Consider the following 14,904-nt stretch of genomic DNA (forward strand, 5'->3'; position numbering starts at 1 on the left):
TTTAATTGTTTTTACGTTACTAGGACAAAGATGATTTGAAAAGTAGTTTCCATCGTTTTAGATTATAATTTAGCACCTATTGAGTGCTATGTGTATTTTTTACAAACAGAACAAAGTGGCATAAAAAAGGCTTAACATTTTAGAGTTAAGCCTTTTATTAGTTCTTAGGGTTTTATCTTAAAGCAATGCTTCAGGATGAGACGTAAGTTTTTCTACGTTTTTAGTGATTTTTTTAATATCCCAATCCCACCATTTTAACTGTAATAGCTTTGAAATGGTAGCTTCAGAAAAACGTTTTTTTGGATGGGTTTCGCAGGATTACCTCCAAAAATGGTATAAGGTTCTACATCTTTTGTAACCACCGCTTTTGTTGCAATAATAGCACCATCACCAATGTGAACACCAGGCATAATAGTAGCATCGTGACCAATCCATACATCATTACCAATTATAGTATCTCCTTTTGTTGGATAGGTTTTGCCTTTCATAGCATCTTGCCAAGCACCACCAAAAATGGCAAATGGGTAACCAGATGTGGCTTTGGCTAAATGATTACCTCCATTCATAATAAATGTAGCGTCTGAAGCAATCATACAAAATTTCCCAATAATGAGTTTGTCTCCTATAAAATCGAAATGGTATTTGACGTTCTTTTCAAAGTTAGACACATCTTCAACATCATCGTAATAGGTAAAATCACCCACGATAATATTCGGATTCTTAATGATGTTTTTTAGAAAACAAAGCTTATTGTAGTCTGCTAATGGAAAAACGGTATTTGGATCTGGAATGTTCATATTTCTAGTTTATTAGCTTCTTTCCTAAAATAGTCTTTTAAATAATAATGGCCATACGTTGGTGCAATATTATCTTCTGCCATTAAGGTTAGAAAAAACTCAATAGGACCATAGGTTTTAACAGAGGTAAATGTTCTTAAACTCCTAATAGTTAGTTTTCGCATCCAATCTGGTAAATGAATGATTTTTATGGGTTTGTTCAATGTATTTAAAGCTAATTCACTAATTTCATTCAGACTTAACACATCGGGACCTCCTATGGTTAATTCTTTATTGGTTTCCTCTACATTGTCCACAATAAATGTTGCCAAATCTTTACCGTGAATTGGGTTAAATTTTTGATGACCTGATCCAAACAAATAGACCCGACCCGATTTAGCCATGTGCAAAAAATCTTTCATATCCGAGAAAAATCCATTCGGCCGCACTATGGTATAGTTCAGCCCTGAAGCTTTTAAGGCATCGACAAATTTTTCTTTGGCTTCAAAAATTTTCAGGTGTCGGTATTTGTCTCCGTTGATGGCGGAAACATAAACAAAATGCTTTGCATCTGCTTTTTTAGCTTCTTCAAGTAAATTCATATTGGCTTGATAATCGACATCCATATAGGTAAGTCCATCTTTTTGTCTGGTAATACCTACGGTAGAAATTACGGTATGAATACCTTTACAGATATCCTTTAGGGTATCAGGTTTTGTGACTTTAGCTTGTTTAACCTCTAAAAAATTTTCATTATCATTTTTTAGTTTTTTTGGATTTCGTACAATGGCAAGAACTTGATTTTTATTTTCGATTAATGCTTTCAACAAATAACTACCCAAATACCCTGTAGCTCCTGCTAATAATATGTTGGTATGTTTCATTACTATAAGTTTACTATGATTTTAATTAAACTCATTTGTTAATAATTGCTCAATAATGGTATTGCGTTGCATACCTGTATCGTCTTGTTGATTGCTTAATAGTACAATTGTAGCATCAAATTCCGGAATAAAACCAATCATACTCCAATAGCCATTAATATCACCACCGTGCCAATACATTGCTGTATTTCCTTCTTGGGTGGTAAACCAACCCAAGCCAAAATCGGTATAACCGCTTGGTACGTTTTGAGTAAATATTTCGGCTTTTTCAGCCTCTGAAAACCAACTGTTTTTTACTGCATTTACCCAAGTTTCCATATCTTTTGGGGTACTACTAAAATCGCCTGCACCAAAAGCGATTGTCATTGGATAGGTGCTATTCGCACTACCATTTAAATAGCCTTGAGCGTGTGTATTTTCATCTACTATATTTGTGCCTTTATAAGTAGCCGTCATTTGTAAAGGTGTAAGTATTTTTTGTTGAATATAGTCGTGGTAAGACATTTGAGATACTTCTTGAATTAATAAAGCAGCAATAAGAAAGTTTGAGTTGCTGTATTGTTTACTTGAACCTGGTGTAAAATCGAGACCATTTTCAGTAACTAATTCTTTGATTACTTCATATATATCTTCTTCATCCAAAGTTTCTCCTTGATTGTAAGCCTCCTCTACGATAAGTTGATAATTTGGAATACCCGAATGATGCGATAATAATTGTGCAATACTAATTTGACTACCGTTTGGAAATTCAGGGTCAAATTCATCTAAAGTTTGATTAAAACTATTGATTAAGCCATCACGTTTTAATTGGACAATGCCAGCTGCGGTTAATGTTTTGCTCACTGACCCGATGCGATAATCAAGATTGTAATCTTGTGCCAAAGCTGTGGTTTGGTTTGCTAGTCTAAATCCTTGTCTCACTAAATCGTTTCCGTTTTTGGTTACAATGGCGTACCCTTGAAAATCAATTTCAGTTAGTAAATTTTCAACCGTTGTGTAATTGTTTGGTTGTGCGTTGTTGTCATCATCTGTTGAACAAGATGTAAAAAGTATTATGGTAGTTACCATAAATGCTACTAAAGTTTTGTGTAAAGTTGTCATAACTGTTCGTTTTTTGATTATTAATTAAATGATGATGCAAAGATTCATCAGATAACTAAAGCAATCGTTCTGAATTATAATATGAAACGAACTGAATAAGATTTGCTACGAATTGGTTTTTAACCAAGCTTTAGGAGTAATGCCCTCTGTTTTTTTGAAGTAGGTATTAAATACACTTTTAGAATTAAAGCCACTATCATAAGCCAATCCAAGAATGGTTAGGTGTGCATTATTAGGATCTAAAGCTATGTTTTTAAAATGATTTAAACGATACGAATTGACAAAGTCATTGAAATTAACATCAAATGCTTGGTTAACTAAATAAGACATTTTATTTGTATTTAACCCTAAAACATTTGCTACAAATTTTAATGTTAATTGCGGATTTAAATACGGTTCGTCTTCCTTAAAATAAGAGAGCAGTTTTACCTTAAGGCCTTCTATTTGTTGGTTATCCAATAGAATTGAAGATGGTTCTTCTTGCGCTTGTTGAAGGGGTTTCACATCTTCTACAACTAAATTTGACTGATGCAATTCAAAAAATCCATCGAAATTTTGCAAGCGTTTAAAAAAAGGTTCTTGCCTAAAGTTGATGACTTGACCTCGTCTGTGATTAATCATTTCCTTTAAACGTAAAAACCCTTTATCGCTATGATTTGAGTTGCTTAAAATAAATGCATCATAGGGTACTAGCATCGTTTGATTATGGCTATTTATATTCCATTTATCAATAATTTGTTGCGGAACTGTAATTGCATTATCATTGATAAGGTTAAACAGCATTTCTTTTTCTTCGATGAGTGTAGAGTTTTGAATATGAGTAATAAACTCATGCTTTTTGTTAAGCCATATTAAACAAAAGCATTTTAAATGATGTGCCAATTCTAGGTGAGAGTTCAACGTTAACGCGTAGTTGATTGCTTTTAATGCTTTATCAAATTGACGTTGGTAGTAGTAAATATGAGCTAAGGTGTAATGATTGTTCGCCGAAAGCGGATCTACCTCTAATAATTTGTTGGCATATTGTAACGCTATATTAAAAAAACCGAGCGCAATACATAATTCTGCCATCGCCTCTAAACCATCTATGTGATTTGGGTTTATCTCTAAGACTTTGTTTATATGTAGGTAAGCATTTTTAAAATCCCATTCTTCCCAGAAAAACTTACCTACAAAAGATAATGGATATTCTGGTAAAGAGGTGTCTATTTCTTTGGCGATCAACAAATTACTAATTGCTAAATCCATTGCTTCTTTATAAGGCATATACCCCCACATTGCCAATAAGCCATAGCATTGCAAATTGGCATAATATGCTTTTGCATAATTCTTATCTAGCGCAATGGCTTGGTTGTAAAATGTAATAGCCTCTTTTATGCTTTCGGGTGTCCATTTTAATTGTAATGAACGTCCTTTTAAAAACAATTGGTAAGCTTCAATATTATTTGTGGGTTGTTTTATTAAATGATCTTGCACTTCAAAATGCCCAAAATTGTTTCTTACTTCGTCAGCAATTGCTAAACTTATTTCATCTTCTAAATCGAAAATGTTTACCAGATCTCTATCATATTTTTTAGACCAATAATGTATACCATCACTAACATCTATCAATTGCGCAGTTATTCTAACCTTATCGTTAGATTTCTTTATACTCCCTTCAAGTATTGTGTTTACGTTTAATTGTTTACCAATTTCCCTAATATCAATGTCCTTACCTTTAAAGGCAAAAGATGAGGTTCTTGCGATAACTTTTAGTTGGTCAACTTTTGTAAGTGCATTTATAATCTCTTCAGTAATTCCATCGCAAAAATATTCGTTATCAATATCACTGCTCATATTGACGAAAGGAAGGACTGCTATGGACTTTTGATAATTCAAATTTTACAGAATTTCGTAGAATATATTACTTGTTGTTATTTACGCTTACTTACTCTCGCATTATTGGCAATGTTTTTACGGATATGAAATCGTTTTAATGCTTTATATCCGACGTTAAACGAAGTTAGTCGAAATTTTTTATAAAGTCAAGTGTTTATTTAACCAAATACATTCCTGCAAATACCGCCAAAAAGCCTATAACAAAACTAGCAATAGTATACACAGCAAAACTTGTAAAATCTCCAGATTTTAGAAATACATGGTTTTCGTAAGCAAAGGTAGAAAAGGTTGTAAAGCCACCGCAAAAACCTGTGGCTAACAATAATGTATGGCTTTGAGATAGGGCATTGTTTTTTGCCGCTAAACCTAAAATAATGCCAATTAATAAGCTTCCTAAAATATTAGCCGCAAAAGTGCCATAAGGAATTCCTGTTTCGGGGTTGTTTAGGTATTTGCCAATAATGTAACGTAAACTACTACCAAAACCACCACCTAAAAAAACCAATAAAATGTGTTTCATATGTTATTTTATTGGGATATAAATTTCTGTAATCCAATCGGCCGGATTAGGAAATTCACCAGGATCGTTGGCATAAATTTCAAAAGGTTTTAAATCTGACTGTTCAAGGTTTTTTGCAGCCAAATACTCCATTGTAGATGTCCAAGCTTCTGGTAAGTTTGAGTAATTTCCTTTTAATGTTGTTTTTAAAACCGTTGTTTTTGGTATATAGCCGCATAACACCTCACTGGTGTCGTTTACAATTACACGGTCTCTTACAGGTATAGCGTTACTCATTATTACACTACCGTTTTCGGTATTCATTTCATTATAAATGGTAAACGGCATACCATTAGCAACAATATGGTTTTGAGACATGTAACTCATAATTTCGCCAAATTGTTTACCTATTACTCGGCTTATGTTCGTTTTGGTAGCCGATGTGGTTTTATACAAGTAAAATCCGCCACCATACTCGGTTATATCATCAATATTAATGGTGTAAACCTTCATGCTTTCTTGTACAATGCTATCTAGTTTTTCTAAACTACGCTCGTAATGAGGTGCAATTTGTTTTTCCATACCGCCCGTAAAAGTTGCGAAGGCTTTAAACCTAAAAGGTAAATCTTTGCCGGTTATAGTCCAAGTAACATCGGTAGATCCATTTTGGTTAGGCTTAAAAAGCCACGAAATATCCGATGCAGGAAAATCTGCAAATTGCATTTCTTGTTGTATCGATTTGTTTGGTAGGGTTTCTGTAGTTTTCATGGTTCCAATGCCATCTTTGTCTTCCCAAGAGTAAGCGCCATTAACACCTTTGGTTTGTTCGGCAAGTGTAATGGTCATTTCTGAATCTGCTTCTGCCCAAGACGACCAAGCTTCCCAATTTTTAAAATCTATAACGTTATTATAAATTACTGCTGCAGGAGCATTAATAGTTCTTGTTCGTGAAACTTCAAAATTATTAGGCTGTACAGCAATATAAATGGCTAAACCAATTATAGCAATTAGTAGTAAAAATAAAATGTATTTAGCAGCCTTCATATTAATTATTTGAGAGATTTTAATAATCAAATATAATGATTTTTACTACTTAAAAGAATTTTAAGAAAAATGACTAAATAAAGCCGATAGATGGATTGCTGGTTTAAGGTTTTATTTCGTTTAATAATTGATGTACTAAGGCTAAAATAAATACATGATGCTAAAAAAACTACCTGGTTTAAATTAGTGTTTACGGTATTTATTAACACTAAAAAAATAATAGAATTATATTTAAAACAAGTAAATAATAAAGTTTTAAAAAGATATTTATAACGTTTAAGAATGCATGCTTAAAATACATCGCAAAAACATAAAAAAAATCATCGATAAAAAAGGGTAATTAAGGCTCCGTTTTTTTATTTACACTAAAAACTAATAAGATGACGTTAAAAACAATTAGAGCACTAATAATTAATATAATATTCATTTTAGTATGGTTTAGTAATTACTAGATGCTAATAACTTTAAAAGGTTGCGTGTAAAAAACACATTTTTTTTATAATCGGTTTTATTGCTGTCATTTTATAGGTTATTGAAACTCTAACTAAGTTTAATCTAGAAACAAAAAAATCCCCATTAAAGGGGATTTTAAATATTTATAATGTTTTAGTTTATTGGTATATAGGAATTTTTAAACCTAAATAAACATCTGTGGTTTTTGTAGTGTCGGAAAGTAGATTAGATAGTATTGATCCAGAACCAACCATTAATGGTCCTAATCTTATGCCACCACCCCAAGCAAAATCTCCATATTGCCTAAAGCTTACCGGTGAATAGATGCTAAACCATTTGGTTTCTAAACGAGGCGCTATGGTTACAGAATTAATAATGTTATTACCACTTGCTGTGTTTTTCTTTACTAACGATAAGTTGGTTTGTAAGCTCACATAAAGTTTATTGTTAATGTTATAATCTGCTAAAAAGTGAAACGCGGTAGGTAGGTTTATTTTTTGAGCAATAGTTTCTTCGGTGCTTGTGTAATTATTATCTAAAAAATCTTCAGTATCCTCATCGTAATCTGATGCATCTGCTGTAGCATTTAAATCATAAGTGGTTACAACACTTTCTTTATAATCTATAGAACCTATATCTGTTATAGAAAGCCCAATCTTTAATTTGTATTTGTTATCCTTTCTTGATACTGAATCTAAATCTACGCTAGGTCTAAATTCATAAGTAAATCCTACATCTGCTCCAAAACCTGAAGTTAAATTGTTAAATTCAATATCGTCATTATCAAAGTCTTGACTTATACCATATTGTAAGGATCCTGTTGTAGTAAGGGTTTCGTCATTAGCGTTGTAATTACCCGTAAAGCTAGGACTGTTTATAAATACGCCTCCTGCACCTTGCAGGTATTTTAAAGTTACACCACCTTTTAGGAAGTTTTGTTCTTTATCCATAAATACACGACCATATACTAAGCCTACTTCGGCCCAAGCATGTATGGTTCCTGTTAGGTTTTGGGAGTCAAAAATAAAATCTTCGTCGGTATCAAAATTATCGGCTAGGTTTTCATAAAGTTCTCCACTAATATTATTAATATTAAAAAAGGCTCGAACTCTGCTTACCATACCAATACTGCTTTTTGGAGTAAGGTTAAACATAAACGAAGGGCCTAATATATCGGCATTTAAAAAGAAATTGTTGGCATTAGATGGAAACTTTTCAGCATCAGCTTCAAAATCGAAACCGCCATCAGATTTAATTACATCGCCTACATTTATTCCGAAGTAGTCACTTCCGCCAAAAACACTTGCAGAAAACAAGTTTACATCGGTTTTAACTCTAGAGTCTACTACATTAGATGGGTTTGAAATTAATCCGTGTACACCTGAATAATTGTCTACGGAATGCCCAACATAACTTTGGGCTTTAACTAGGTTTGGAATAGTTAAAATTAATAATACTAAAAGATTTAAATTTAGTTTTTTCATTTTTAATTGGTTTGGTTAATTATAGCTTTCAAACATACAATAAATATTAAAATAGAAAACCGCTACATGAGGGATTTTGTTTAAGAATGTTTTAATGTGCTGAATAATAGTGTGTTTGTGTTTTTAATAGAGCGTGGAAATAATAAAATCGTTTTGAATTTCACTTTAGTTATTTCGGTAAGCTAAAAGAATTTAAGGTAAATAGAGTGAATTTAATATTAAGTTTATGTTTCGAAAAAATTGAAAATGTTTAGAAAGTAAAAGTTGTTTCATAATTAAGATTATTAAGTTTAGCATACACAAAAAAATAGGAGGCGAAACCACCTATGCTAAAAAATAATCTAAGGGAGATTTTTAATTTAAAACAAAATGTTTTTCAACTAATAATATAATCGATGAATAGTATTTAAACAGGTAGAAAAGGTCTATTTAAAGAAAAACTTTATAGCCGAAATCATTAATATAAAACCAATAAAGGCAACTAAAACCCAAATACTACCACTATAAAAACGCTTATGTAGTTTAAAGTCCTTTCGGTAAGTGTAGGCAATAACAATAGCGAACGCTATGAAGAATATAATTCCGAAAATGATTTGACCTTTACTAAACATATGGTTACTTTTATGCAAATTTAATGAAAACAGGATGAGATTTTCATCTTTACGGAAATGAAAAATTAAAATTATTTATGAAAAATAAAATCGAAGATGTAAAAGCATTTCATACCGCTTTTAAAATAGGGCACAGAGAAACCCCTAAGGCCGATTTAGGGATAGACAAAAACACCTTGCGTTTCAAGCTAATGAAAGAAGAAAATGAAGAATACTTTGATGCCGCAAATAATAATGATCTAGTTGAGGTTGCCGATGCTCTAGGCGATATGCTTTACATTTTATGTGGCACCATTATAGAACATGGTATGCAGTATAAAATAGAAGAAGTTTTTGAGGAAATACAACGTAGTAATATGAGTAAATTAGGTGAAAATGGCGAACCTATTTATCGCGAAGATGGAAAAGTATTAAAAGGACCAAATTACTTTAAACCAAATATAAAAGCTATTTTAGATAAATAATTTTTACTAAACTTATAAGTTGAAATAAAGTTATTAATGAATATAAATATATTTTAAATGAAAAAAATTGTTGTTGTTTTAATTATTGTATTCGGTTTTATTATTAGCAGTTGCAGTAATAAAAGAGATGGTGTAGCAAAAGTATTAGTGTTTTCAAAAACTTCGGGTTACAAACACAAATCAATTCCAGCAGGAATAGCGGCCATTAATAAACTAGGCTTAGAAAGTGGTTTTGATGTAGATACCACAAAAAATGCCGATTTATTTACCGACGATAATCTAAAAAACTATAGTGCCATTATATTTTTAAGTACTACAGGAAATGTTTTAAATAATAAACAAGAAGCAGCCTTCGAGCGATACATTCAAGCAGGTGGAGGTTACGTTGGTATTCATGCAGCAACCGATACGGAATACGATTGGGGTTGGTATACAAAATTAGCGGGCGCTCAATTTTTAAGTCATCCACGAGGCACTCCAGAAGCCGATTTTATTGTAAAAGATAAAAATTTTATAGCAAACAAGCATTTAAAAGATACTATTTGGCATAGAACCGATGAATTGTATAACTACAAAAACATGAACCCAGATGTTAATGTACTATTAACGCTGGATGAGTCGTCTTATAAAGGTGGAGAAAATGGCGATTTTCATCCTATTGCTTGGTATCATGATTATGATGGTGGACGTGCATTTTACACTGGTGGAGGGCATACTGCTGAAAGTTTTGAAGAACCAGATTTCTTAAAGCATATTTTAGGAGGTATTCAATATGCAATCGGGAAAAATGAAAATCTAGATTATAGCAAATCTACGACTCAAATCCCTCCAGATGCCGATCGTTTTTCGAAAGTAACGTTGAAAGAAGGTGATTTTTTTGAACCTACAGAAATGACAGTTTTACCAAATAACGATGTACTTGTTGCAGAACGTAGAGGAGGAATTAAATTATACAAGGATGCAACTAAAGAATTAATTGATGTTGCCACTTTAGATGTTTACCATAAAACATTAAACACACCTAAAGTAAACGCAGAAGAAGGTGTTTTGGGTTTGCAGAAAGACCCTAATTACGCTACCAATAATTGGATTTACGTGTATTATAGCCCAACAGGTGATGCATGGGTAAACCGCTTATCTCGATTTAAGTTTAAGGATGATGTATTTGATATGGCATCAGAGCAAGTTATTTTAGACGTCAATTCAGATAGAGAAATTTGTTGCCATACAGGAGGTTCTATTGCATTTGATGCTAATGGATTACTATATCTTTCAACCGGAGATAATACAACACCTTTTAACGAGAAAAATGTAGAATACGTAAGTAGTGGCTATGCGCCATTAAACGATATACCAGGGCATGAACAATATGATGCCAGGCGTTCATCTGGAAACACAAACGATTTAAGAGGTAAAATTTTAAGAATTAAAGTGAATGAAGACGGTAGTTATAGTATTCCAGAAGGCAATTTGTTTGCTGAAGGCACTGAAAAAACAAAGCCAGAAATTTATACCATGGGACACCGTAATCCATACCGTATTTCCATAGATCCTAAAAAAGGCTATTTATATTGGGGCGAAGTAGGTCCAGACTCTAGAAAAGACGATTTTAAAAATCGTGGACCAAAAGGTTACGATGAGTTTGGGCAAGCTCAAAAAGCGGGTAATTTTGGATGGCCGCTGTTTATAGCGAATAACATTCCGTATGTGGATTATGATTATGAAACCGGAGAAAGTGGTATTACCTTTAATCCTAGTAAACCCGTAAACGATTCTAGAAACAATACAGGACTTAAAATATTACCAGAGGCTATGCCTGCTTTTGTGTATTACCCTTATGCTAAGTCTGGCGATTTTCCGCAATTAGGTACCGGTGGGCGAAATGCTATGGCTGGTCCAACCTATTATTCAGATTTGTATCCTAACGGTGGCGGATTACCAAAGTACTACGACGGTAAAGTTATTGTATTCGATTGGGTACGTGGTTGGATGATGGCTATTACCAATTTTGAAGATGGTAGCTTTAATAAAATGGAACCTTTTGCTCCACATGTGGAAATTAATTCGGCAATGGATATGGAACTTGGTCCAAATGGAAGACTTTATATTTTAGAGTATGGAAGCGGGTGGTATAGCCATAACCTTAATTCGTCTTTAGGTTATATTGCTTATAATGCGGGCAACAGACCGCCAGTAATTGAAAACGTTACCGTCAATAAAAATTCAGGAACCATACCGTTAACCGTTACAGCTAAAGCCAAAGCTATAGATCGCGATGGTGATAGTATAACTTTTTTGTGGGATTTAGGTAATGGGGAAACCAAAGAAACCACAGAGCCTGAAATAACTTATACTTACAACAATATTGGTGAGTACAATGTTGCTTTAGATGTTAAGGATGATAAAGGCGGCATAACGCATACCAATTTATCTTCAATAGTTGCAGGAAATTCAACACCTGTAGTTAATATCGATTTGTTGGATGGAAACACATCAACCTTTACCTCAGGGAAACCTATAAAGTATAAAGTAACAGTAACCGATCCCGATGGCAATACAGATATTAACCCTGATAATATTTTTGTGTCGGTTGATTATTTAGAAGGCTTGGACGAAGCTAATGTAGCACTTGGACATCAAGAAGTCTCTGCCGAAATTACAGGCAAAGCCTTAACTCAAGCCATGGATTGCAAAGCCTGCCACAAAGAAAAAGAAGCATCAATAGGGCCAAGTTACTTGGCCGTAGCTCAAAAATATAAACGCCAGAAAAAAATTATTCCGTATTTACAAAATAAAATTGTGAATGGTGGCGGTGGCGTTTGGGGCGAAGTTATGATGCCTATACATCCAAGTATTTCTAGCGATGAAACAAGACAAATAGCAACGTATATTATGTCGTTGGTAAAAAATAGTGGCGATAAAAAATCATTACCTCAAGAAGGTAGTATAACACCAAGCACTTCAAAAGACGATAATGTATTGGTTCTTAAAGCAAGTTATACCGATAATGGTTTAAACGGAGTAAGACCTTTAGTAGGAGCAACATCTGTAAGATTAAAAAGAGAAAAGTAATATTAAACGAAATGTCGATAACAAAAGAATCAGAGTTAATCGGAATGAAAAAAATTAGTGAAGTTGTTGGAACGACACTAAAATTAATGAGAGAATACGCCAAAGTTGGTATGTCAACCAAAGATTTGGACGAATATGGTGGTGAGATTTTAAAAAGGTGCGGAGCTAAATCGGCACCTTATGAAACTTATGATTTTCCTGGTTATACTTGCATAAGCGTAAATGAAGAAGTTGCTCACGGAATTCCATCGGAATATAAAATACTTAAAGAAGGCGACTTAGTAAATATTGATGTTTCGGCCGAATTGAATGGTTTTTGGTCAGATAATGGAGGTTCTTTTGTTCTTGGAAAAGACATATATAACCATCAATCTCTTGTAAATGCTTCTAAAGACATTTTAAAAAAAGCTATCACTAACATAAAGGGAGGGGTGAAAATAGCTGACATTGGACTAATAATTGAAACTGAAGCAAAAAAGTCAGGGTTTAAAGTCATAAAGAATTTAGCAGGACATGGGGTTGGAAGAAGTCTACACGAAGCACCAGAAAATATTTTAAATTACAGAGTTAAAACAAATCATGAAAGGTTTAGGAAAAACACAACGGTTGCAATAGAAACTTTCATTTCTACAAAATCGACTGTTGCAGTGGAATTAAACGATGGTTGGACTTTGGTAGGTAATAAAGGTGGATATGTAACTCAGCACGAGCAAACAATATTAATTACAGATAAAGACCCTATGATTTTGACTGAATCAAATGAGATTTGGAATTAAAAATGGCTGGCTGAAAAAAATATAGAGTTTAATAGTAAATAGAAAGTCTAAACTAGAAATAAAAAGAGCCTCTAAAATATTAATTTTAGAGGCCCCTTATTTTATATGTAACTTATAAAGGTTAAACCTTATAACGCCATCCAAAAATATCTTCGGCTTTATTAGTTTGTATATCTGTAATACGCTTTTTCAAGAAACTAGCATATGTATCATCAAACTTAGGTAGTTCATAATCTTCATCCTTATAACCAAATCCGGCTATTGGAGAAATTACAGCAGCAGTACCAGCTCCAAACATTTCTTTTAATGATTCGTTTTTGGCGGCCTCAACCACTTCGCTAACCGTTATTTTTCTAACTTCAACGTTTATACCTTCCTTTTTAGCAAGTTCAATAATACTTTTACGAGTAATACCATCAAGAATTCTATCGCTTGTAGGTCCAGTAATTAAAGTATCGTTAATGCGAATAAAAATATTCATCGCACCAGCCTCTTCAATATACTCGTGTGTATTATCGTCGGTCCAAATTACCTGTTGGTAACCTTTACCAATAGCCAATTGCGTTGGGTAAAACTGACCAGCATAGTTACCACCAGCCTTAGCAAAACCAACTCCACCATTAGCAGAACGCGAGTATTTTTCTTCAATTAATACACGAACTTCACCAGCAAAATAAGCCCCAGAAGGCGCAGTACAAATAATAAATTTATACTCATCGGCAGGCGATGCATGAAAACCATTACCAGAAGCAAATACAAATGGTCTTATGTATAGCGAGCTTCCATCTTTTTTAGGAATCCATTCTTGGTCAACCTCCAAAAGCGCCTTTAAACCATCCATAAAATAGTTTTCAGGTAATTCTGGAATTGCCAAACGTTTAGCCGAAATATTCAAACGCTTAAAATTATCCAATGGTCTAAATAACCAGACATTTTCATCCACATCTTTATAAGCCTTCATGCCTTCAAAAATAGACTGCCCATAATGAAAAATTTTAGCCGATGGATCCAACACAATAGGTTGGTAAGGCAGTACTTTTGGCGCTTGCCATTTTCCGTCTTTAAAATTGCATTCTAACATATGGTCAGAAAAAACACTTCCAAACTTTAAGTTGTCAAAATCTACCTCGTTAATTTTCGAGGTTTTAGTCTTTATAATCTCGATGTCGTTGATTATAGAATTCATATTCCAAGTTATTTGTTAATACAAATTTAAAGAAAAACGTTTTTAAAAAAGCGGTATATTTACACAAATCCAATAAAATCGAAATATTTGTTCTATGAAGTCAATTTCTTTAGTAATAATATGCGTTTTAATGTTAATTTCTTGCAATAATAAAAACAAGGAAGAGGTTAAAAATACCGTAAAACAAGAAAAAGTAGAATATGCATCATTCGGAGAAGCCATAATTCCTAACGATGCTATTGCAGCAACTTCTATGGCGGCACATTATAAAACCATGAAGAGTGGCGATAGTATTAACTCTAAAATTATAGCAACGGTTAACGATGTTTGTCAAGCCAAAGGCTGTTGGATGCGTTTAAATCTAGACAACGAAAACGAGGTCATGGTTAAATTTAAAGACTACGGTTTTTTTGTGCCGAAAGACATTAAGGGTAAGCAAGTTATAATAAACGGAAAGGCATTTGTAACCGAGGTGTCTGTAGATGAGCAAAGGCATTACGCCGAAGACGCTGGAAAATCACCTCAAGACATTGCCGCAATAACCACTCCAAAACGTACATATTCCTTCGAGGCCGATGGCGTTTTAGTGGCGCAATAATCTAATAATACTTTGGGCGTTACCACAAGGGTCGGGCTTTTCATTACAAGTCCTCGCACCTCCTACGTCGGGCTGTGG

Annotated in this window: 11 protein-coding genes and 1 pseudogene; 4 read left to right on the top strand and 8 right to left on the bottom strand. The window is 33.4% G+C overall.

Going from position 1 to position 14,904, the window contains the following annotated elements:
* Positions 1-177: 177 nt before the first annotated feature.
* The 7 genes and pseudogenes from AAFN75_RS11930 to AAFN75_RS11960 form a co-directional block, all read right to left on the bottom strand.
* Positions 178-797 (bottom strand): annotated as a pseudogene (locus AAFN75_RS11930) (CatB-related O-acetyltransferase).
* Entirely contained in the window at positions 794-1,660 is an 867-nt protein-coding gene (locus AAFN75_RS11935; RefSeq protein ID WP_411806529.1) for an SDR family oxidoreductase, read from the bottom strand. Before AAFN75_RS11935 ends, AAFN75_RS11930 begins: the two are co-directional and overlap by 4 nt.
* 21 nt (positions 1,661-1,681) lie before the next feature.
* The gene (locus AAFN75_RS11940) at positions 1,682-2,761 is read right to left on the bottom strand and encodes a serine hydrolase domain-containing protein (protein ID WP_411806530.1); all 1,080 of its coding nucleotides are present in this window, start codon (positions 2,759-2,761) and stop codon (positions 1,682-1,684) included.
* Positions 2,762-2,866: 105 nt separating this feature from the next.
* Positions 2,867-4,597 carry a helix-turn-helix domain-containing protein gene (locus AAFN75_RS11945; protein ID WP_411806531.1) on the bottom strand — a complete coding sequence of 577 codons (1,731 nt, stop codon included), beginning with the start codon at positions 4,595-4,597 and terminating at the stop codon, positions 2,867-2,869.
* Between the two features lie 196 nt (positions 4,598-4,793).
* Positions 4,794-5,159, bottom strand: a complete 366-nt coding sequence (gene crcB, locus AAFN75_RS11950; RefSeq protein WP_411806532.1) for a fluoride efflux transporter CrcB — start codon at positions 5,157-5,159, stop codon at positions 4,794-4,796.
* A 3-nt stretch (positions 5,160-5,162) separates the two neighbouring features.
* On the bottom strand, positions 5,163-6,212 hold the full coding sequence (locus AAFN75_RS11955) for an SRPBCC family protein (protein WP_411806533.1): 1,050 nt from the start codon (positions 6,210-6,212) through the stop codon (positions 5,163-5,165).
* Between the two features lie 581 nt (positions 6,213-6,793).
* Positions 6,794-8,119 (bottom strand): DUF5723 family protein, encoded by a 1,326-nt coding sequence (locus tag AAFN75_RS11960; protein WP_411806534.1) that lies wholly within the window; start codon positions 8,117-8,119, stop codon positions 6,794-6,796.
* A 688-nt stretch (positions 8,120-8,807) separates the two neighbouring features.
* On the opposite strand from AAFN75_RS11960, the gene AAFN75_RS11965 reads away from it, so the two are divergent.
* From AAFN75_RS11965 to map, 3 genes are read left to right on the top strand one after another with little or no spacing between them, the layout of a single operon-like run.
* Positions 8,808-9,194 carry a hypothetical protein gene (locus AAFN75_RS11965; protein ID WP_411806535.1) on the top strand — a complete coding sequence of 129 codons (387 nt, stop codon included), beginning with the start codon at positions 8,808-8,810 and terminating at the stop codon, positions 9,192-9,194.
* 57 nt (positions 9,195-9,251) lie between these two features.
* A complete protein-coding gene (locus AAFN75_RS11970; protein WP_411806536.1) occupies positions 9,252-12,266 on the top strand; it encodes a ThuA domain-containing protein in 3,015 nt (1,004 codons plus the stop codon).
* Positions 12,267-12,277: 11 nt separating this feature from the next.
* Positions 12,278-13,042, top strand: coding sequence for a type I methionyl aminopeptidase (gene map, locus AAFN75_RS11975; RefSeq protein ID WP_411806537.1), 765 nt, complete (start codon positions 12,278-12,280; stop codon positions 13,040-13,042).
* Positions 13,043-13,163: 121 nt separating this feature from the next.
* On the opposite strand, the gene AAFN75_RS11980 is transcribed toward map, so the two are convergent.
* Entirely contained in the window at positions 13,164-14,228 is a 1,065-nt protein-coding gene (locus tag AAFN75_RS11980) for a branched-chain amino acid aminotransferase (RefSeq protein ID WP_411806538.1), read from the bottom strand.
* Between the two features lie 94 nt (positions 14,229-14,322).
* On the opposite strand from AAFN75_RS11980, the gene AAFN75_RS11985 reads away from it, so the two are divergent.
* Positions 14,323-14,826 (top strand): DUF4920 domain-containing protein, encoded by a 504-nt coding sequence (locus AAFN75_RS11985; protein WP_411806539.1) that lies wholly within the window; start codon positions 14,323-14,325, stop codon positions 14,824-14,826.
* The last annotated feature ends 78 nt before the right edge of the window (positions 14,827-14,904 follow it).

It is taken from the genome of Algibacter sp. AS12, from assembly GCF_046736315.1.
GTDB classification, from domain to species: Bacteria; Bacteroidota; Bacteroidia; order Flavobacteriales; family Flavobacteriaceae; genus Algibacter_B; species Algibacter_B amylolyticus.